The sequence below is a fragment of the Catenulispora sp. MAP12-49 genome, assembly GCF_041262705.1.
Classification (GTDB): Bacteria; Actinomycetota; Actinomycetes; order Streptomycetales; family Catenulisporaceae; genus Catenulispora.
Genome location: NZ_JBGCCP010000005.1, coordinates 221,019 through 240,717 on the forward strand (window position 1 = coordinate 221,019; position 19,699 = coordinate 240,717).

A 19,699-nucleotide genomic window follows, 5' to 3' on the forward strand; every position below is an offset into this window, starting at 1 on the left:
ACCGCCCTTCGCCTGGAATGCTAGAACCGATGCACAGCATATGCAACGAGCGTTGCATATATTGCAATCCCACAGGCAGCGGAGGCGACGCATGGTCCATCAGACGTTCGGCAGCCGCACCGCGAGCGCCGGCATCGACCGGACCGCCGTCGCCGCCCTCGGCGACGAGCACCTGGACTGGCGGTTCAAAGCCCTGCCGCCGCAGGCCTGGGGACGCACCGCGCACGCCTACGTCGCCACCGGCCCCCGCCTGTCCGATCTCGGCACCCCGCTGCTCACCCTCGACGCCGGCGCCCTGGACCACAACCTGCGCACCATGGCCGCGTGGTGCCACGAGGCCGGCGTCTCCCTGGCCCCGCACGGCAAGACGACCATGGCCCCCGCGCTCTGGCAGGCCCAACTGGACGCCGGAGCAGTCGCCATCACACTGGCCAACCTCCCGCAGCTGCGTGTGGCCCGCGCCTTCGGCGTCCAGCGCCTCATGCTCGCCAACGCCCTGGTCGACACAGCTCCGGCCGGCCTGGCCTGGATCGCGGCGGAGCTGGCCGCCGATCCGGACTTCGCCTTCGCCTGCTGGGCCGACTCCGTGGACACCGTCGCCCTGATGGACGCCGCCCTGCGCGCCGCCGGCGTCGGCAGCGGCCCCGATCCCGAGACGGACCGCCCGATCGAAGTCCTCGTCGAGCTCGGCGGCGCCGGCGGACGGACCGGGGCGCGCAGCATCGCAGAGGCCGAAGACGTCGCGCGCGCCGTCGTAACGGCGCCGACGCTGCGACTCGCGGGTGTCGCCGGATACGAGGGCGCGCTGGCGCACGACGCCTCGCCCGAGGGACTCGACGCCGTCCGCTCCTACCTCCGCGACCTCGCCGAACTGCACCGCCGGCTCGCCGCCGCCTACGAGACCGACCATCCCGTCGTCACGGCCGGCGGCAGCGCGTACTTCGACACCGTCGCCGAGATCCTGGTGCCGGCGGCGACCGAATCAGGAGCCGAAGTCGTCGTGCGGTCCGGCGCCTACGTCATCCACGACGACGGGTTCTACCGAGGCATCTCCCCGCTCTCCCGGGAAGCCAAGACCTCGACCCCCTTCCGAGCGGCGATGCACGGCTGGGCCCGCGTCGTCTCGCACCCCGAACCGCAGCTCTCCCTCCTCGACGCGGGCAAGCGCGACCTCCCGTTCGATGAGGGCCTGCCCATCCCTCAGCTCGTCCGCGGTGTCGGACCGGCTTCCGGCGTCATCACCGCGCTCAACGACCAGCACGCGTTCCTGCGCGATGCCGGCGATACCGCACCGGTCGGTGCCGTCATCCGTCTCGGCCTCTCCCATCCCTGCACCGCGTTCGACAAGTGGACCCTGATCCCGGTCCTCGACGACGCTGACAGCGCCGACCCGAGAGTCGTCGATCTGGTGAGGACCTTCTTCTGATGGCCGAGCTGCTCTTCCGCGGCGCCACCGTCATCGACGGCACGGGAGCCGACCGCTACCGCGCCGACGTCGCCGTCACCGATGGCGTCATCGCCGCCATCAACACCACCGACACCGACGCCGACGCCGACACCTCCGCGCGGCCTGCGACCGCCGCGCGCGTGATCGATGCCGACGGCCTGGTCCTGGCCCCCGGCTTCATCGACATGCACGCGCACTCCGACCTGCGCGCCCTGGTCGAGCGCGACCACCCCTCGCGGGTCACGCAAGGCGTCACCTGCGAGGTCCTCGGCCAGGACGGCCTGTCCTACGCCCCGGTCGACGACACCACGCTGCCCGCCCTGCGCCGCCAGATCGCCGGCTGGAACGGCGATCCGGAGGACTTCGACTGGGACTGGCGGACCGTCGGCGAATACCTGGACCGGCTGGATCAGGGTATTGCGGTGAACGCCTGCTACCTCGTCCCGCACGGATCCGTCCGCATGCTCGCGATGGGCTGGGAGAACCGCGAACCGAGCCGCGCCGAGCTGAACCGCATGCGCGAACTGGTCGCGCAGGGCCTGCGCGAGGGCGCGGTCGGCCTGTCCAGCGGCCTGTCCTACACCCCGGGCATGTACGCGGGGACCGACGAGCTGATCGAACTCTGCGAAGTCGTCGCCGCGCACGGCGGATACCACTCGCCGCATCAGCGCTCCTACGGCGCCGGGGCGCTCGGCGGCTACGCCGAGATGATCGAGATCTCGCGCCGCTCCGGCTGCCCGCTGCATCTGGCCCACGCCACCATGAACTTCGGAGTCAACGCGGGCCGGGCCGCCGAGTTCCTGGACCTGATCGACGCGGCCATGTCAGAGTCAGTGGGCTGCGACATCAGCCTCGACACCTATCCCTACCTGCCGGGGTCCACCACGCTGGCCGCGCTGCTGCCGAGCTGGTCGGCCGAGGGCGGCCCGGACGCGACGCTGGCGCGGCTGGCCGACCCGGCGGCCCGGGAGCGGATCCGGCGCGACGTCGAGGAACGCGGCAGCGACGGCAACCACGGCATGGTCGTGGACTGGCGCACCATCCAGATCTCGGGGGTGCGCGACACCGCACTGTCCGACGCCGTCGGGCAGAACGTCGCCGAGATCGCCGCCGCGCGCGCCGTGACCGGCACCGACGCGTTCTTCGACCTGCTCACCGCCGACCGGTTGGGGACGACGATCCTGCACCACGTCGGCAACGAGGAGAACGTGCGCGCCATCATGCGCCACCGCGCGCACACCGCCGGCAGCGACGGCTTGCTGGTCGGAGCGCGTCCGCATCCCCGCGCCTGGGGCACGTTCCCGCGCTACCTCGGCCACTACAGCCGCGACCTCGGCGTCCTGACGCTGGAGGAGACGATCGCGCGGATGACCGGCCGACCGGCCCGGCGCCTGCGGCTCGACCGGCGCGGCCTGATCCGGCTCGGCCACCACGCGGATCTGGTGTTGTTCGATCCGCGGACCGTGCGCGACACCGCGACCTTCGAGCAGCCGCGCCAGGCCGCCGAAGGCGTGGTCGAGGTACTGGTCAACGGCGTGTCGGTACTGACAGACGGCAAGCCCACCGGGGCCCTCCCCGGCCGGGCGCTGCGACGCACAGAACAGGGGGTATCAGCAATATGACACTCGACCTTCCGCACCCGGAGTTCCGGGCCGGGCTGGCCGCCGAACCGGTGATAGCCGTGGTCCGGGCACCGTCGATCCCTGATTCGGCGGCGCTGTGCGCGGCGCTGGCCGGCGGGGGAATCACCTGCACGGAGCTCACTTTCAGCACTCCGGACGTGGTTCGGCATCTGCGAGCCGCCGTCGCCGCCGGGCACCGCATCGGCGCCGGGACCGTCCTGACCGCCACGCAGGCCAAGGAGGCGATCGACGCCGGGGTCTCGTTCCTGGTCACCCCCGGCCTGCGGCCCGAGGTCGCCGAGGTGGCGCACGAGGCCGGGGTGCCGGTCGTGCTGGGGGCGCTGACGCCGACCGAGGTCGCGCAGGCCCTCGACCTCGGCACGGCGGCCGTGAAGATCTTCCCGGCCAAGGCCTTCGGCCCGGGCTACTTCAAGGATCTGCGCGGGCCCTATCCGGGGCTGCCGCTGGTCGCCTCGGGAGGCGTCAACGCCGGCAACGCCGCCGAGTTCCTGGCGCAAGGCGCGTTGGCGGTATGTGCGGGTACTGATGTGGTGCCGCCGGACGTCGTGGCCGCGGGAGACTGGCAGGAGATCACGCGGCGGGCCCGGGCGTTCATGGCGGCGGTACGTCGACCGGCCTGATAGCCGCCATAGGCCGATCGCCACTTACATCGCACTCCGCCACCTCGCTACCCTTCACGGCGTGAGCACCCCCGAAGCTGTCGTGGACCGGATCGCCGCCCTGTTCGCCGGAGAGGGCGGCGCCGAATACCTCGGCGAGCCGGTCACCCAGGCCGGGCACATGCTGCAGGCGGCGGCGCTGGCCGAGCGCGACGGCGCGGCGCCCTCGCTCGTCGCGGCCGCGCTGCTGCACGACGTCGGCCACTTCACCGGCGCGGTCCACGGCCGGGAGCTGATGGCCGGCCACGACAACCGGCACAGCCACCAGGGCGCGGACTGGCTCGCGGCGTGGTTCGGGCCGGAGGTCACCGAGCCGGTGCGGCTGCACGTCGCCGCCAAGCGCTACCTGTGCGCGGTCGAGCCCGACTACTTCGGCAAGCTGTCCGAGGCTTCGGTGTACACGCTGTCAGTACAGGGCGGCCCGATGTCGGCGCGGGAGGTCGCGGAGTTCGAGGCCGGTCCGCACGCCGAGGACGCGGTGCGGCTGCGGCGCTGGGACGAGGCCGCGAAGGAGCCGGACGCCGGCGACCCGGGATTCGAGCACTACCGGGGGCTGTTGGCGGGGCTGGTGCGCGCCGACGCGGCAGCGCCGAGAGAATGATCACCTCGCTGGATTGATCGCCTCGCACCGGGCATTGCGCATACCGCGATAAACTGGATCTATCAATCGCAAGCGCACATGCCGGGAGCACCACCATCGCCACGTCCCCCCGTACCCCGACCATCGCGCAGCTCAAGGCGTTCACGGCGGTCGCGGAGCATCTGCACTTCCGGGACTCGGCCGCGGTGCTCGGGATGAGCCAGCCGGCGCTGTCCGGTGCGATCGCGGCGCTCGAGGAGAACCTCGGGACGCGGCTGGTCGAGCGCACCACGCGCAGAGTCCTTCTGACGTCGTCCGGCGAGCGGGTCGCGCGGCACGCACAGCGGGTCCTGGCCGCGATGGACGACCTGGTCGAGGAGGCCGCCACGGCGCGCCGGCCGTACACCGGGACGGTGAAGGTCGGCGTGATCCCGACGCTGGCTCCGTATCTGCTGCCGGCGCTGCTGCGTCCGCTGAAAAAGCGCTTCCCGGACTTGGATCTGTTCGTCCACGAGGAGCAGACCGCCGTACTCCTGGAGGGCATCTCCTCCGGGCGCCTCGATCTGGGGCTGCTGGCCCTGCCGGCCGGGACGAGCGGGGTCGAGGAGCTGGCGCTCTACGACGAGGACTTCCTGGTGGTCGCGCCCGAGCACACGTTGCCGGCCGGGGACGGTCCGGTGTCGCGGAAAGTGTTGAAGGACCACCAGATCCTGCTGCTGGAAGAGGGCCATTGCCTGCGCGACCAAGCGCTCGATGTGTGCACCGAAGTGGGCGTCGCCGATTCCGGGGCGACGCGCGCGGCGTCACTGTCGACGCTGGTGCAGCTGGTCGCCGGCGGGATAGGGGTGACGCTGCTGCCGGAGACGGCGGTCGCGGTCGACGCGCGCGCCGGATCGGGCCTGGAGGCGCGCAGATTCGACGCTCCCGCGCCGTCGCGGCGGATCGGGCTGCTGTACCGGTCGTCGTCGGCGCGTGCCGAGGAGTTCGGCGGACTGGCGGAGGCGATGCGCGACGCGGTGACGGCGGCGCGGCTGCCGGTGCGGCTGGCGGTTTGATTGGCGGCCCGATTGTCGGCCCGATTGCCGGTCCAGCCGGCGGTCCGGCTGCCGGTCCCGGAAGCGGACAGTCGGAGCTGACACTTCATCTGTCCCCGCCGCAAGTGAAGCGCCAGCTCCGGCTCACCTGCAAATAATGCTGAGAATTGAGTGAAACGCCAAGGGCTGTTGCCGATCGGTTATCAACTTTTGCGTGAACATGACCGATTGGTGATGCTACCGCTACGTACCGCACAGTTGATCATCCACCGCACAGTGCCCCCGCCGGTGCTTCAATAGCGCCATGACGCCCCGCGAAGCACCCGTGCCGCCCGCGATAGCCGCCCTGCCGCACGACCCGCGCGGCTACCCGATCCCGGCGATCACGCCCCGCGACGCCGACGGGAGTCCGACGTTCGCCATCACCGGCGCCGCCCGCACGCTGATCTGCGCGATCGAGCGCCGCTGCTCGATCTGCGGGACCCCGATGGCCGCGGGGCCGGTGTACCGCGTCATCGCGGCGGCCGAGACCGAGGCGCTGGCCGCCGCGCACGCCGCGGGCCGGACCGACGCCGCGAACAAGGCGCCCTCCCCCGAGCCCCCGGGCCACCGCGCCTGCATGCTCTTCGCCGCCTTCACCTGCCCCTTCCTGGCCCGTCCCAACGCCCGCCGGGGCCAGGACGCGGAGGTCATGGGCGCCTCCCTGGCCCGCGGCACGGCCCGGGGCAGCTCGGCCGAGGCCGGCAGCACCGTCGGCGGCGCGGTCGCGGGCTTCGCAGACTACGAATTCAGCTACACGCCGGGCTCGAACCAGGTGGCGTTCCTGTTCACCGGCCTGACCGAACTGCGCACGCACCAGCTGGGCGCCGACCAGATCCCGGAGCTCGTCGCCGCCCTGGCCGACGCCGAGCCGCCGACCGAGTCCTGCCCGCCCTACCTGCTCGACGACGAGGAGGCGGCCGGGGAGTACGCGAGGGCGTTGCTGGAGGCTGCGATGGCGCGGAGCAGGGCCGGGGGCGGCGTTACCGAAATGTGACCCGCCGCGCGCGGTTCGGCAGCAAACCAGGGGCCTGCACGCACGTCTACAGGGCGACATCGTTTCGGGGAAAGGACCCCTCCCGTGAGCCGCTCTTCTTCGCGCCGCCTGCTGGTCACCGCTGCTGCCGCCACGTCGGTCGCGCTGCTGGCTTCGGCCTGCGGCAAGTCGGCGGCGCAGCCGAGCACGGCGCCGGTCGCCGCCGCCGCCACGCACACGTCGGCGGCCGCACCCACGTCCGCCGCGCCGTCCACGTCGTCTACGTCCCCTGCGTCCCCTGCGTCCCCTGCGAAGCCGGCACCGCAGTACGCCGCCGGGACGCCGCTCATCTCCGACGGCACGGCGACGGTGACCATCGCCGGGACCCCGGTGACGTTCCCGACGACGGTGTCCGAGGCCTCCTGGTCCCCGGACGGCAGCCGGATCGCGTTCGTCGACGGGTCCGGGAACGTGGCCACCGCGCGGCCGGACGGCAGCAGCATGGTCGTGCTGGTGAAGCCGGATCAGGGGTCGAAGTTGTCCGGCCCGTCGTGGCAGGGCGGGACCGTGTTGTACACCGAGCAGAACGCGGCCGGGACGCACTTCGTCCGGCAGGCGCAGGCCGTGGGGCAGAGCGACCACTCCAGCAGCGAGATGTCCACGCCGGCGAGCACGGAGAAGGGCACCTGGACCACCGTCGCCGACGCGTCGAACCCCACCAGCACCGAGGCCCGGAACCTGTTCGGGACCTCCTCGACCCTGGTCTTCCAGGCGCACAGCGCCAAGGGTCAGGAGCTGTGGATCCACCACGAGGACAGCAACGCGCGCGGCGGTGCGAACTCCGCCGACCAGTTCGCCGAGGGCAGCTGGCCGGCCCTGAGCGCCGACGGGGCTCTGGCGTTCGTCGGCAAGGGCGGCGGGATCGAGATGGCGACCGCCGCCGCGATGGCCAAGGCCTACGGCACGACGCCGCCGGCCACGACGCTCGAAGCCGACGCCGCCAACGCCACGCACCTGACCTGGACCCCGGACGGCAAGCAGATCGCCTACTCGACGCCGACCGGCATCATGGAGCTCGCCGCCGGCCAGCCCGGCGCCGCCCCGACTCAGCTCTCTGCGAAGCCCGGCGTGGTCTCCTTCCTGCCGACCGCCACCGACCACATCGTCACCCTGTCCGGGACCTCCCCGACCGACCTCGTCGGCGCCTCGGTCTCGGTGTCACAGCACCGCTGGCTGACCCAGACCGGCACCACCCCCGAGCCCGCCGGCGCCGGCCCCCACGGCCCCTACGCGATGTCGGTGACCATCATCGCCGCCGACGACCCGCAGACCGCCCAGAAGGAACTCGGCTGGGCCGGCCTGTACGGCCCGACCCTGCTGAGCACCGGCCACGGCACCCTCGACCCGCGCCTGACCACCGAGATCAAGCGGGTCCTGGGCACCCCGAACACCCAGAACCCGTTCGACGGCCTGGACACCGTCACCCTCGTCGGAGCCCCCGGCGCCTTCCCCGCCAACGCCGACGCCGCCATCACGAAGCTCGGCTACAAGGTGGCCCACGTCAGCACGGCCCCGAAGCCGGACGCGGCCACGCCCACCCTGGCCCCGGCCCCGATCGCCGTCGTCGACCCCGCAGACACCGCAGCCCTGACCGAGGCCAAGGCCGACGGCGCGCGCGTAATGCAGCTCAGCGCCGGCAAGCTCGCAGCGTCGGACCTCACCTACCTCAAGGGCTTGGACAGCACCTGGGACACCACGGCACCCCAGATCATCGCCTTCGGCGACCGAGCCTTCACCGCCGCCACAGCCGTACCCCTCAAGCGCTTCGCGACCCCCACCGAAGCCCTCGGCACCACCCACTCCGACTTCCTCGCAGCCCTCGCGATGAACGCGATGACCACCAACGTGACGATCGTCCCCTCCAACTCCCCCGCCGACATCCTCCTCGCCGAACTCAGCAGCCCCCAGAAGGGCTACCTGCTGTACAGCACATCGGTGGCGACGGTGGACCCCACCCAGGGCATCTCGCCGACACTCAAGGCACTCCTGGACACCCGCTCCGCGAACATCGACGAGCTCGACGTCATCGACACCGCCGCCAAGCTCCCGGCGAACCTGGCCACGCAGCTCGGCGCGCTGATCAGCGGACCGCTCGGGACTCGGGCGCTCGCGAATCAGACGGCTGATGATGTGGCGAAGGCGGAGGGCGCTTCGGGGCACGAGGAGTGATGGGGGTACCAGCCCTTTGCTAGACGGCGTACGCCTCGGACCGGAACAAGGCCGTGAACTCACCCGGCCCGTACCGCTCGTCGAGCCAGGATCGCAGCGTCGTCAGGTCCCCGTTGAACGTGGCGGTCATGATGACCTCGTGCAGATCCCGCGAGTCGGGTCCGCCTACCTCCGCAAGGAACACGCGATACGGGGCGTTGATGCCACGGACGTAGCCGTTCATTGACTCAAGCCACGGAGCTGTGGCCGGTACCGTCCGGACCTCTCCGACTCCCGCAAGTCGCGAACTCGCGCACCCAGCTCGTCGTCCCGCCCCCACGACGCGTTCATCGGTGCCGGAAGCACCCGCCGGCTGCCGGAAGCAGTGACCAGCACGACTCGGCTGACGTCGCCCTCTCCCGACTCCCTGTCCTCGAAGGAATCGATGTCGTCCCAGCGCACGGTTCGGCGGCGCAGGGGACGCCACAGGGTGACGCCCCCCTCGTTGACCACCGTGCGACCGAGCGCGCTGTCACCGAGAACGACCGCGTTCACCACCGCGACCACTCCCAGCAGCGGCACCGTGAATTGCGACCGCCCACCGTGAAAGACGTGCAGAAAGCTGAAGACGGCGCACGCCACCGCGGCGAGGACACAGCCGATGGCGCAGGCCAGGAGCTTCCTTCGCTGCCCTGGACGCAACACCAGAACGAGCGGTTCCATCATCACGTGCTCGGTTGTCGTCGCAGCGTCTATGCCGTCGGCGGCTTGCTCCCGATCCGCATCACCGGACCAGTCGTGTCCTGGAAGAAGTCGTTCCCCTTGTCGTCAACCACGATGAAAGCCGGGAAGTCCTCCACCTCGATCCGCCACACGGCCTCCATCCCGAGCTCGGCGTACTCCAGCACCTCGACCTTCTTGATGCAGTCCTGCGCCAGCCGGGCCGCGGGGCCGCCGATGGAGCCGAGGTAGAAGCCGCCGTGCTCCGCGCAGGCGTCGGTGACCTGCTTCGAGCGGTTGCCCTTCGCCAGCATCACCATGGAGCCGCCGGCGGCCTGGAACTGGGCGACGTAGGAGTCCATGCGGCCTGCGGTCGTGGGGCCGAACGAGCCAGAGGCGTAGCCTTCGGGGGTCTTGGCGGGGCCGGCGTAGTAGACCGGGTGGTCCTTCAGGTACTGCGGCATCGGTTCGCCCGCGTCGAGGCGCTCCTTGATCTTGGCGTGGGCGATGTCGCGGGCGACGACCAGGGTGCCGGTCAGGGCCAGGCGGGTCTTCACCGGGTACTTCGACAGTTCCGAGCGGATCTCGGACATCGGGCGGGTCAGGTCGACGCGGACCACGTCGTCGTCAAGGTGCTCGTCCGTGGTCTCCGGGAGGAAGTGGCCGGGCTCGAACTCCAGCTGCTCCAGGAAGACGCCGTCGCGGGTGATCTTGCCGAGGGCCTGGCGGTCTGCCGAGCAGGAGACCGCCATCGCCACCGGGAGCGAGGCGCCGTGCCGGGGCAGACGGATGACGCGCACGTCGTGGCAGAAGTACTTGCCGCCGAACTGCGCGCCGATGCCGATGCGGCGGGTCAGCTCCAGGACCTCGGCCTCCAGCTCCAGGTCGCGGAAGCCGTGGGCGGTGATCGAGCCCTGCTTCGGCAGAGTGTCCAGGTAGCGCGCGGAGGCGTACTTGGCGGTCTTGAGGGCGAACTCCGCCGAGGTGCCGCCGATGACGATCGCCAGGTGGTACGGCGGGCAGGCCGCGGTGCCCAGGGAGCGGATCTTCTCCTCCAGGAACTTCAGCATCGCCTTGGGGTTCAGGATCGCCTTCGTCTCCTGATACAGGTACGACTTGTTCGCCGAGCCGCCGCCCTTGGCCATGAACAGGAACTTGTACGCGTCCCCGTCGGTGGCGTACAGCTCCACCTGCGCCGGCAGGTTCGAGCCGGTGTTCTTCTCGTCCCACATCGTCAGCGGCGCCATCTGCGAGTAGCGCAGGTTCAGCCTGGTGTAGGCGTCGTACACGCCGCGCGCGATGTGCGCCTCGTCGCCGCCGGAGGTCAGCACCTGCTGGCCGCGCTTGCCCATCACGATCGCGGTGCCGGTGTCCTGGCACATCGGCAGGATGCCGCCGGCCGAGATGTTGACGTTCTTCAGCAGGTCCAGGGCCACGAACCGGTCGTTCGGCGAGGCCTCCGGGTCGTCCAGGATGTTCCGCAGCTGCTGCAGGTGCCCGGGACGCAGGTAGTGCGCGATGTCGTGCATCGCGGTCTCGGTGAGCAGCCGCAGCGCCTCCGGCTCGACCTGCAGGAACGTGCGCCCGCCGGCCTCCACGGTGCTGACGCCCTCGCTGGTGAGCAGGCGGTACGGGGTCTGGTCCGGCCCCGTGGGGAGGAGGTCGGCGTACTCGAAGTCAGGCATGTCGCCAGCGTACTCGCGAGGTGAGGAGCCCCTTCCCCGCGGCTTTTGTGCGGTGCGCCACAGCGCCGGGCGCGGACTTGAAGCAGAAACATCATACGTCTTACCATCAGACGCATGACGATATCGCTCGACCGGCCCGGGACCCGGGGCAAGCACCGCCGCACCGACCCCGAGGGGCCCGTCGAGCAGCTCGAGACGCTCGACCAGCTCGAGACACTGGACCGGCTCGAGACACTGGAGCGACTCGCGACGCTGGAGGAACTCGAGAAGCTCGAGCGCCTCGGCGAACCCGCCATCCCGGCCGAGCCCGAGGCCCGCGACCAGCAGAAGCTCGCCGGCCGCGCCCTGATCCTGGCCGGCATCGTCCTGGTCGCGGCGAACCTGCGCCTGGGCGTGTCCTCCACCGGCCCGCTGCTGGACCAGCTCCGCGACCGCCTCCACCTCGGCGCCGGCGTGGTCACCCTGCTCCCCACGCTCTGGGTCGTCATCTTCGCCTTCGCCGGCCCCGCCGGCTCCTGGCTGGCCCGCCGCCACGGCGCCGGCTCCGTGCTCGCCGCGAGCCTGGCCGTCCTGGTCGCCGGCTCCGCGGTGCGCGGCATCCCCGACGTCTCCGGCCTGCTGGCCGGCTCGGTCCTGGCCGGCATCGGCATCGCGCTGGGCAACGTCCTGCTGCCGGTCGTGGTGCGCACCTACTTCCCGCACCGCATCGGCGCCATCACCGGCCTGTACTCCACGATGATCGCCCTGGGCTCCACCGTGGCCGCGGGCATCGCCGTCCCGCTGTCCGACACCTTCGGCGGCCCCTCCGGCGGCCTGGCGTTCTGGACCTTCCCGGCGCTGGCGGGCCTCGCGCTGTGGATGGCCAGCCACTCGCACCGCCGCCGCCACGACGGGACGGTCGCCGCGTCGGGCACCGCGCAGCAGGCGCACATCCCGCTGAAGTCCCTGGCCAAGTCCAAGCTGGCCTGGGCCATGACCGTCGCCTTCGGCCTGCAGAGCATGTCCGGGTACGTGGTCATGGGCTGGATCCCGACCGTGCTCTCCGACCACGGCATGTCCCACGCCGCCGCCGGCACCGTCCTGAGCGTGACCTTCGCGGTCAACGCGCCGCTGTCGTTCGTCGTCCCGCTGACCGCCGCACGGCTGCGCAGCCAGCGCGGGCTGGCCCTGGCCCTGGCGGTGGTCTTCGGGCTCGGCTTCGTCACCCTGATCGTCGCCCCGGCCTCGCTGGCCTACCTGGCCGCGGTCCTGATCGGCATCGGCATGGCGGCGTTCCCGCTGGTCCTGACGATGATCGGGCTCCGCGGCGGCACCCCGGCGGGCACCGCGGCGCTGTCCGCGTTCTCCCAGTCGGCGGGCTACCTGATCGCGGCGCTGGGCCCGATCATGTTCGGCATCCTCGGACACGCCCTGCACAGCTGGACGGTTCCGTTGGCCGTCATGGTGGTCGTCGTCCTGGCTCAGGGCGTGGTGGCCGCCTACGTGGGCTCCCCCAAGCGCGGCACGCTGATGGGCGACTCCGGGGACTCCAGCGGCTCCGAGCACTCCGACTCGATGAGCCCGGCCGCGAACTGAAAGACTGCCATCTGTGGCGAACGGACTCACAGGCATCCAGCGCGGCTCACTGGTCGACGAAGTCATCGACAAGCTCCGCGAACAGATCGGCAGCGGCGCCTGGCCGGTCGACGCCCGCATCCCCACCGAGCCGGAGCTGGTCGAGGCCCTGAACGTGGGCCGCGGCACGGTCCGCGAGGCGGTGCGGGCGCTGGCGCACGCCGGCCTGCTGGAGGTGCGCCGCGGCGACGGCACGTACGTCCGGGCCCGCAGCGAGCTCTCCGGCGCGCTGCGCCGCGAGATCCAGGCGACCACGCACGACCACGTCCAGGAAGTCCGCCGCGCCATCGAGGTCGAGGCCGCGCGCCTGGCCGCACGCCGCGCGAACGCCGCCGACCTCGAAGCGTGCGCCGAGGCCCTGGCGGCCCGCGACATCGCGGCGCGCAAGGTCGAGAAGGCGGACGCGGACGACACCACCTGGGTCGACGAGTGGGTCGAGGCCGACGCCAACTTCCACACCGCCATGGTCGCCGCCGCAGGCAACCCCCTGCTGCTCGACCTCTACCTGGAGATCGGCAGCGCGCTGCGCACGGTGCTGACCGAGCGCGCCCTGCGCACCGACTTCGACCGGTTCCTCGTGGCCGGGCACAGCACCCTGCTGGACGCGGTCCGTTCCGGGGATCCCGAAGCGGCGGTACGGGAGGCCTCGCTGAACGTGGAGACCAGCGCGGAAGAGTAAATCCCTTCGACGATCGCCGCGCGTATAGTGCAGAAGGTGAGCGTGCCCGCAGCTTTTCCGGCCAACGATCCGCACAGCACCATGCGCGCCTCCGACGCCGACCGGGACCGCGTCGCGGAAGCCCTCCGGGAGGCCTACGCCGAGGGACGCCTGGACGTCGAGGAACACAACGAGCGCATCGACCTCGCCTACCGGGCCAAGACGCTCGGCGAGCTCTCGCCGCTGCTCTCGGACCTGCCCCAGCGCCACATGGGGACCGTCACCGGCCCGGCCACCCCGATCCCGGCGATGCCCGCGAACTACGCGCCCGGATCGAAAATCACTGCGGTCTTCGCCGAGCAGAAGCGCGGCGGACGCTGGCTGGTGCCCGCGCAGACGATCGCCGCCGCCGTCTTCGGCTCGGTCACCATCGACCTGCGCGAGGCCGTCCTGACCCAGCGCGAGGTGGTCATCGTCGCGAACGCCGTGTTCGGCTCGGTCGAGATCAAGGTGCCGCACGGCGTCGTGGTGCGCGACGAGGGCACCGCGGTGTTCGGCTCGCGCAGCGGCTCGGACCGCACCGCCGCCGGCGACGTGCCGATCACGCCGGACTCGCCGGTCGTGGTGCTGCGCGGGATGGCACTGTTCGGCGAGGTGTCGGTGCGGTATCCCAAGCCGAAGAAGTTCGGCAAGTTCCTCGGGCGTTAGGGCGTTAGGACGCGAGGACGCGAGGACGCGAGGACGCGAGCTGGTTCTGCCTCTGGTCCAGCTAGTTCTGCGTCTGGTCCAGCGGCGTCGCCACACAAGCGGTGCCGTAAGCGCAGATCTCAGTACCGAGATCGCCGGGCGAGGTCTCGAACCTCATCGCCAGCACGGCGTTCCCGCCCCGGCGCGTGGCCTCCTCGGTCAGCCGTCTCATCGCCTCCATCCGGCTGTCGACGAGCATCTTCGTCTGTCCCTTCAGCTCGCCGCCCTTCAGCGACTTCATGGCCGACCCGAACGAGCTGCCGACGTTGCGGGAACGGACCGTCAGCCCGAAGCACTCGCCCAGCACGCGTTCGATGCGGAACCCCGGGAGGTCGTTCATCGTGCTCACCATCACGCTGTTCGCAGGATCCTGGCCGCCGCTGTAGTCGCTGCTCATACCACCAGCTTGAGCAACGGCCCTGCGATCGGCGCGCCGGACGAGCGAACGGGTTAGCGCGGCCTTTGTGACGCTGAAGGGCGGCGCCGCACCCCATGCGACGCCGCCTTCCAGCGAACCGTGCCGCGCTACGCCTCGGCAGCGCCGCCTTCACGGTCCGGCCCGGCTTCCCGGACCTCTTCCACCTTGCGCATCGCGTCCCGGAGGTCGCCGACCCAGTCGCCGGCGTGCTTCTCCACCAGGCGCACGCACCAGGCCAGCGCCTCGCTCCTGCTGCGCGCGACGCCGCCGTCCACCAGCGTGTCCAGCAACGCGCGCTCGGGCTGCTTGAGCCGGGTCATCACCGGCACGGACAGGTGCGTGAACAGACGCCCCTGGTCCCCGCACCGCACGCCCCAGGAGACCTTGCGCCCGAACTTGTGCTCCGCGTCCCGGGCCACGGCCATCCGCGCCTCGCGCGTGCGCTCCCGGAACTCCTTCATCTTGCCCTCGATGGTGGCGGCCTTCTCGGCCTCCGAGGCGCGTTCGGCATATGCGGGCTCCGGTATCCGCCCGACCACCGTGATCTCCTCACGGTCGACCGTGACCTCCGGCGCACCCTCGAACAGGTCTTCCGGCAGCCGTCCCGTGAACCATCCTCGTGTCTTCTCGATCAGCTCTTCATGTGTAGCCATGTATCTACGATTACATGATTACAACAACTACGACAGGTCGATCGGCCCATGAAAGAGGGCCGGACGTTCGCCATCAGCGAACGCCCGGCCCTGTCCCCCTGGTCCCCCCAGGGAGGTCTGCGAGACCTGTGTCGATCAGTGCGCGCTCACCGCGCGCGGTTCACCGCAATCCCCAGTCCTTTCACGAGCCAGCGCGGGTACCGGTTCACGTCCACACAACGTGACGCCGTTGACCCTCGCGCGAAGACTTCTCCTCAGCGACCGTCCCTCTTGTGAAGTTCTCGAAGTTCTCTCTGTGACCGTCGAAGTGCCGATTTATCGAGGTGCCGATTTGTCGACGCGGCGGACGTCGCACCGTCCCCATCGTCCCCACCCGTCGCGCCGTCGCGCTGTGCCGAACCGAACCGGGCCACACCCCGGTACCGCACGGCATGAGTGGTCTTGCGGCATCGTTCTGAACGCGTTCATCGGCTCCGGCCTGCCTGTCCGGCGCCGGGCTCCAATGTAGGCGCGCGGCGGCAGAAGCCTGATCCGTCAGGCGACGTAGAAATGCGCACCGAAGTGGCTACGGCTTTCGCCCTACGACGTACGCTCACCCCTGGATCCACTCACCGCGGCCGCCGGCCGGCACCGCACCTGTAACACGGGCACCGGACCCCGCGTCGGTACGGGTGGAATGTTCGACAAGGGAAGCGCGGTGGCCATGGCGAAGCACGATGAAGAGTTCTTGGAGTTCGCTTCAGCGCGGACCCCGCACCTGTTCCGGACCGCGTATCTGATGAGCGGCGACTGGCATCAGGCCGAGGACCTCGTCCAGGAGACGCTGGGCAAGGTGTACGCGGTCTGGGGGCGCAAGCGGCGCATCGAGAACCCCGACGCCTATGCGCAGACGGTGCTGACGCGGACGTTCATCTCGGCGCGCAGGAAGCGCAGCTCGCGGGAGCTGCCCTCCTCCACGCTGCCCGAGGCTGCGTTCCACGAGGCGGACACGTCCCTGCGCGTGACCTTGCTGGAGGGCCTGGCGGCCCTGCCGGCCAAGGACCGCGCCGTCCTGGTCTTGCGGTTCTGGGAGGACCGCAGTGTCGAGGAGGTGGCGCACATCATGGGCGCCAGCTCGGGCGCGGTACGCACCCGCACCAACCGGGCCCTGGCCCGGCTGCGCGGAGCACTCGGGGATCTGCTTCCGGAACTCGCCCTCACCTGAACACCTCCACCCTGTGGATCCGATGAAGAAGGAAGCTGACATGCCCGAAAACCTCAGCAGCGCTATGCACAGCGCGACCGAGAACCTGCACCCGAACATCGGCAAGCTCACCACCGGCGGCATCGAGCGAGGTGTCCGCAAGCGCCGCACCCGCCGCATCTCGCAGATCGCCGGCGCCGCGGCCAGCGTGACCGCGGTCTTCGGCGTGGTGGCGATGGTCGGCGCCCCGGGCCACGGCGGCTCGGCGGGCGTCTCGGCGGCGGCCGGTCAGCCGGCCGCGGCCGTGCAGTCCTCGCAGCCGCAGAACGCCAGCACCGAGGCCGCCCCCGGCCCGGGCAAGCCGACCGCGGCCGCGGTGAGCGGCCCGGACATGGTGACCTGGCTGGAGCAGGCGCTGCAGCCGTACAACTTCACCAACGAGAAGGTCCTGTACAAGGCGGGGACGGACGAGCTGGCCGGCCCCTTCGCCACGCTCCAGCTCGACTACTCCGCCGGCACCGGCAGCATCTCGCTGAACATCGCGCGCTCCCCGTGGAGCCTCCAGCACATCGGCGGCAAGGTTCCGTACGTCACCGTGTCGACGCTGAACGACGGCTCGCACCTGATGGTCTTCGACGGCCCGGAGTGGCCGGCCGGCAACGGCGACCCGTCGGCCAAGCGCCTCGAGGTCTCCTGGTACCGCAACGACGGCACCATGGTCGACATCCAGGCCCTCAACGAGGCCACGGAGAAGGGCGCCACCACCGCCTCCAAGCCCGCCCTGACCGTGGACCAGGCGACCCAGGTGGTGCAGTCCCCGGTGTGGGACAAGGCGATCGCCTCGGTGCTGGCCAAGCCGGCGCCGAACGCCAAGTCGGTGCCGGGCGCCGGCAACGGGACGGACCTGCAGAAGAAGACCGTCGGCGGCGCGGCCGGCAGCTCGGGCTCCGGCAGCCCTTCTAGCCCAACTCAGACGTCAGGACGGTAACCTGCGTCGTAGGGGCCTGACACACGAAGCCCCGGCAGACGTAGGCGGCCGGCTCACCGTTGATGGTGGGCCGGTCGCTGAGCAGTTCGGGGAGGGTCTCGGGGGTTCCGGGGGTTCCGGGCGTTCCGGGGGTTCCGTCATCGGGGGCGGTCGGCGGGGTCACGGCGATGACGAGGCCGGGGGCGTTGCTGCGCAGGGCCGTCAGATGGAGCTCGCGGAACGCCTCCGAACTTCCGGCGCCACCGCCTGCCTCCGACCCGCCGGCTGTCTCCGATCCACCGCCGGCATCCGGTTCGCCGCCTGCCTGCCACTCGCCGACGATCGCCACTTCGCGCGGCCCGTCCGCCAGCGCCTCGGCGACCGCCAGCCCCCAGCCCGCGAACCTCGGCGCCTTCTCCGCCAGGGCGCCGGTGAAGTGCAGCGCCTGCTCCGCGGCCTCGCGATGACGCCCCGAACCGGTGAGTGCGGCGTAGGTGAGCAGCGCGCCGGCCGCAGCGGAAGTGCCGCCGGGCGTGGCGTTGTCGGTGGGATCGGCCGGCCGGAAGATCAGGGTCTCGGCGTCACCGGCGGTGTCATAGAAGAGGCCTGACTCGTCGCGGAACTCGTCCAGGACGACATCCAGCAGCCGGCCCGCGAACCCGAACCAGCGCGGTTCGCCGGTGACCGCATAGAGCGCCAGCAGGCCCTCGGCGACGTCGGCATAGTCCTCCAGGACGCCCGGATTCTGCGCCCCGGCCACGCCGTCGCGCGAGGTGCGCGTCAAGCGCGAGGTCTTGTCGTCCCAGTGGACGCGCTCCAGCATCTCAGCGGTCTGACGCGCGGCGGCCACGAGCTCCGGACGCCCGGTCAGCGCACCGGCCTCGGCCAGCGCCGCCACCGCGAGGCCGTTCCACGCCGCCACTGCCTTGTCGTCACGGCCGGGAGCGGTGCGCTGGTCGCGTCGGGCTTCGAACAGGCGGGTCCGGACGCTCTGAAAGCGCTCGGCGTCGGCCTCATCAGGGTCCTGCAAGAGCTGGAGGACGGACTGGCCGTGCTCAAAGGTGCCCTCGGGCGTCACCGCGAACACGGTGGCGGCCCAGGCGGCGTCCTCAGAACCGAGGACAGCTTCGAGCTGATCGGCGGCCCAGGCGTAGAACTTGCCCTCGACGCCATCGGTGTCGGCGTCCAGCGACGAGGCGAACCCGCCGGCACCGTCCAGCCACAGCTCCCGCAGCATCCAGTCGGCTGTCTCGTTGCCGACGCGCAGCGCGAGCGCATCCCCCGTGGCGCGCCACAGGTGGAGGTAGACACGAAGCAGCAAAGCATTGTCGTACAACATCTTCTCGAAGTGCGGAACAACCCACGCGTCATCGACGGAGTACCGCGCGAACCCGCCACCGAGCTGGTCGTACATCCCGCCGCGCGCCATCGCCTCGCACGTCCGCCGCACCATGTCCAGCGCCCCGCCATCCCCGGTCCGAGCATGATGCCGCAGCAACTGCTCCAGCGTCATGGACGGCGGAAACTTCGGCGCACCCCCGAACCCACCCCGCTCCGCATCGAACTCCCGCCGCACCACGTCAACAGCAACGGCCAAAGCCCCAGCGTCCGGCACCCCCTCCGCACCAGCCACAACCCGCGCATTGTGCGCCAACTCCGCAACCAACCCATCCCCCGCCCGCAGCACATCCTCCCGAATGTCCCCCCAAGCCCGATCCACCGCGATCAGCAACTGCCGAAACGACGGCAACCCATGCCGAGACACCGGCGGGTAGTAAGTACCGGCCTGAAAGGGCTTCCCATCAGGCGTGGCGAAGACCGTCATCGGCCACCCGCCACCCCCACTCATGGCCTGCGTAGCCGCCATATAGACGGCATCCACATCAGGCCGCTCCTCCCGATCGACCTTCACGCAGACGTACTTCTCGTTCATGAGCGCGGCGACAGCCTCGTCCTCGAAGCTCTCGTGCGCCATGACATGACACCAGTGACACGCGGCGTACCCGATGGAGATCAGGAGCGGGACGTCCCGGCGCCGCGCCTCCGCGAACGCCTCGTCGCCCCAGGGGTACCAGTCGACGGGGTTGTCGGCGTGCTGGAGGAGGTAGGGAGAGGTGGCGGTCGCGAGCCGGTTCATATGCTCCATCCTTGCATGGCATTGTCTCGATCTCCTGACCAAGACACCAAATAGCCTGCTTGCTCGGTCCAGGAGGTCAGCCATGGACCACAACACCGCCGTCCGGCGGCTGCGCACCATCGCCGAGGCCGCCATCGACGAGAACGTGGCCCTGAAATCGTGGATCAGGGCTCACAGCAGAAGGCGGCCGAAGGCCGCAGCTGGCCACTGATGTACTCAGCGCATCGGATGGCACCGCTGGCAGGCGGCATGTTTGCGCCGCACGGTCGGCTTCCCCGGTCGCGTCCCGCGTCAGGTGCCATGTCGCCAAGCCTGGGCTTGGTGGGCGCCG

General features: G+C 70.8%; 19 protein-coding genes. 13 read left to right on the plus strand and 6 right to left on the minus strand.

Going from position 1 to position 19,699, the window contains the following annotated elements; translation table 11 throughout:
* Positions 1 to 91: 91 nt before the first annotated feature.
* The 7 genes from ABIA35_RS13425 (at position 92) to ABIA35_RS13455 (ending at position 8,607) form a co-directional block, all read left to right on the plus strand.
* Complete coding sequence (locus tag ABIA35_RS13425; protein WP_370336906.1) at positions 92 to 1,426, plus strand: alanine racemase; 1,335 nt, start codon at positions 92 to 94, stop codon at positions 1,424 to 1,426.
* Positions 1,426 to 3,069, plus strand: coding sequence for an amidohydrolase family protein (locus ABIA35_RS13430; protein ID WP_370358078.1), 1,644 nt, complete (start codon positions 1,426 to 1,428; stop codon positions 3,067 to 3,069). Before ABIA35_RS13425 ends, ABIA35_RS13430 begins: the two co-directional genes overlap by 1 nt.
* Positions 3,066 to 3,710, plus strand: a complete 645-nt coding sequence (locus tag ABIA35_RS13435) for a bifunctional 4-hydroxy-2-oxoglutarate aldolase/2-dehydro-3-deoxy-phosphogluconate aldolase (RefSeq protein ID WP_370336902.1) — start codon at positions 3,066 to 3,068, stop codon at positions 3,708 to 3,710. The genes ABIA35_RS13430 and ABIA35_RS13435 overlap by 4 nt, the downstream gene beginning before the upstream one ends.
* Positions 3,711 to 3,771: 61 nt before the next feature.
* The gene (locus ABIA35_RS13440) at positions 3,772 to 4,350 is read left to right on the plus strand and encodes a phosphonate degradation HD-domain oxygenase (protein ID WP_370336900.1); all 579 of its coding nucleotides are present in this window, start codon (positions 3,772 to 3,774) and stop codon (positions 4,348 to 4,350) included.
* Between the two features lie 95 nt (positions 4,351 to 4,445).
* On the plus strand, positions 4,446 to 5,384 hold the full coding sequence (locus tag ABIA35_RS13445) for a LysR substrate-binding domain-containing protein (protein WP_370358168.1): 939 nt from the start codon (positions 4,446 to 4,448) through the stop codon (positions 5,382 to 5,384).
* A 283-nt stretch (positions 5,385 to 5,667) separates the two neighbouring features.
* Positions 5,668 to 6,399, plus strand: coding sequence for a hypothetical protein (locus tag ABIA35_RS13450; RefSeq protein ID WP_370336898.1), 732 nt, complete (start codon positions 5,668 to 5,670; stop codon positions 6,397 to 6,399).
* Between the two features lie 84 nt (positions 6,400 to 6,483).
* Positions 6,484 to 8,607 carry a hypothetical protein gene (locus tag ABIA35_RS13455; protein ID WP_370358079.1) on the plus strand — a complete coding sequence of 708 codons (2,124 nt, stop codon included), beginning with the start codon at positions 6,484 to 6,486 and terminating at the stop codon, positions 8,605 to 8,607.
* A 19-nt stretch (positions 8,608 to 8,626) separates the two neighbouring features.
* Here the strand turns inward: ABIA35_RS13455 and ABIA35_RS13460 are convergent, their stop codons facing one another.
* The 3 genes from ABIA35_RS13460 to ABIA35_RS13470 are packed head-to-tail and all read right to left on the minus strand — an operon-like array spanning position 8,627 to position 10,991.
* The gene (locus ABIA35_RS13460; RefSeq protein WP_370358080.1) at positions 8,627 to 8,830 is read right to left on the minus strand and encodes a hypothetical protein; all 204 of its coding nucleotides are present in this window, start codon (positions 8,828 to 8,830) and stop codon (positions 8,627 to 8,629) included.
* Entirely contained in the window at positions 8,827 to 9,312 is a 486-nt protein-coding gene (locus ABIA35_RS13465; protein WP_370358169.1) for a PH domain-containing protein, read from the minus strand. Before ABIA35_RS13465 ends, ABIA35_RS13460 begins: the two co-directional genes overlap by 4 nt.
* Before the next feature lie 26 nt (positions 9,313 to 9,338).
* Complete coding sequence (locus ABIA35_RS13470) at positions 9,339 to 10,991, minus strand: fumarate hydratase (protein ID WP_370336892.1); 1,653 nt, start codon at positions 10,989 to 10,991, stop codon at positions 9,339 to 9,341.
* Between the two features lie 114 nt (positions 10,992 to 11,105).
* Here ABIA35_RS13470 and ABIA35_RS13475 point away from each other — a divergent pair, with 114 nt between their 5' ends.
* Genes ABIA35_RS13475 through ABIA35_RS13485 form a run of 3 tightly spaced genes read left to right on the plus strand, consistent with a single transcriptional unit; the run spans position 11,106 to position 13,971 of the window.
* Positions 11,106 to 12,566: a CynX/NimT family MFS transporter gene (locus ABIA35_RS13475; RefSeq protein WP_370358081.1), complete on the plus strand. Its 1,461-nt coding sequence runs from the start codon at positions 11,106 to 11,108 to the stop codon at positions 12,564 to 12,566.
* Between the two features lie 13 nt (positions 12,567 to 12,579).
* On the plus strand, positions 12,580 to 13,284 hold the full coding sequence (locus ABIA35_RS13480; protein WP_370358082.1) for a FadR/GntR family transcriptional regulator: 705 nt from the start codon (positions 12,580 to 12,582) through the stop codon (positions 13,282 to 13,284).
* A gap of 36 nt (positions 13,285 to 13,320) precedes the next feature.
* Complete coding sequence (locus ABIA35_RS13485) at positions 13,321 to 13,971, plus strand: DUF1707 domain-containing protein (protein WP_370336887.1); 651 nt, start codon at positions 13,321 to 13,323, stop codon at positions 13,969 to 13,971.
* Between the two features lie 61 nt (positions 13,972 to 14,032).
* Here ABIA35_RS13485 and ABIA35_RS13490 read toward each other — a convergent pair whose 3' ends face one another.
* Together ABIA35_RS13490 and ABIA35_RS13495 are read right to left on the minus strand one after the other, a co-directional pair.
* Positions 14,033 to 14,407, minus strand: a complete 375-nt coding sequence (locus ABIA35_RS13490) for a YbjQ family protein (protein WP_370336885.1) — start codon at positions 14,405 to 14,407, stop codon at positions 14,033 to 14,035.
* A gap of 128 nt (positions 14,408 to 14,535) precedes the next feature.
* The gene (locus tag ABIA35_RS13495; RefSeq protein WP_370358083.1) at positions 14,536 to 15,081 is read right to left on the minus strand and encodes a hypothetical protein; all 546 of its coding nucleotides are present in this window, start codon (positions 15,079 to 15,081) and stop codon (positions 14,536 to 14,538) included.
* A gap of 703 nt (positions 15,082 to 15,784) precedes the next feature.
* On the opposite strand from ABIA35_RS13495, the gene ABIA35_RS13500 reads away from it, so the two are divergent.
* A complete protein-coding gene (locus tag ABIA35_RS13500) occupies positions 15,785 to 16,285 on the plus strand; it encodes a SigE family RNA polymerase sigma factor (RefSeq protein WP_370336881.1) in 501 nt (166 codons plus the stop codon).
* Positions 16,286 to 16,325: 40 nt separating this feature from the next.
* A complete protein-coding gene (locus ABIA35_RS13505) occupies positions 16,326 to 17,252 on the plus strand; it encodes a hypothetical protein (RefSeq protein ID WP_370358084.1) in 927 nt (308 codons plus the stop codon).
* On the opposite strand, the gene ABIA35_RS13510 is transcribed toward ABIA35_RS13505, so the two are convergent.
* On the minus strand, positions 17,224 to 19,368 hold the full coding sequence (locus tag ABIA35_RS13510; RefSeq protein ID WP_370358085.1) for a thioredoxin domain-containing protein: 2,145 nt from the start codon (positions 19,366 to 19,368) through the stop codon (positions 17,224 to 17,226). The two genes, ABIA35_RS13505 and ABIA35_RS13510, sit on opposite strands and share 29 nt — an antisense overlap.
* Before the next feature lie 82 nt (positions 19,369 to 19,450).
* On the opposite strand from ABIA35_RS13510, the gene ABIA35_RS13515 reads away from it, so the two are divergent.
* Positions 19,451 to 19,579 (plus strand): hypothetical protein, encoded by a 129-nt coding sequence (locus ABIA35_RS13515; protein ID WP_370358086.1) that lies wholly within the window; start codon positions 19,451 to 19,453, stop codon positions 19,577 to 19,579.
* The last annotated feature ends 120 nt before the right edge of the window (positions 19,580 to 19,699 follow it).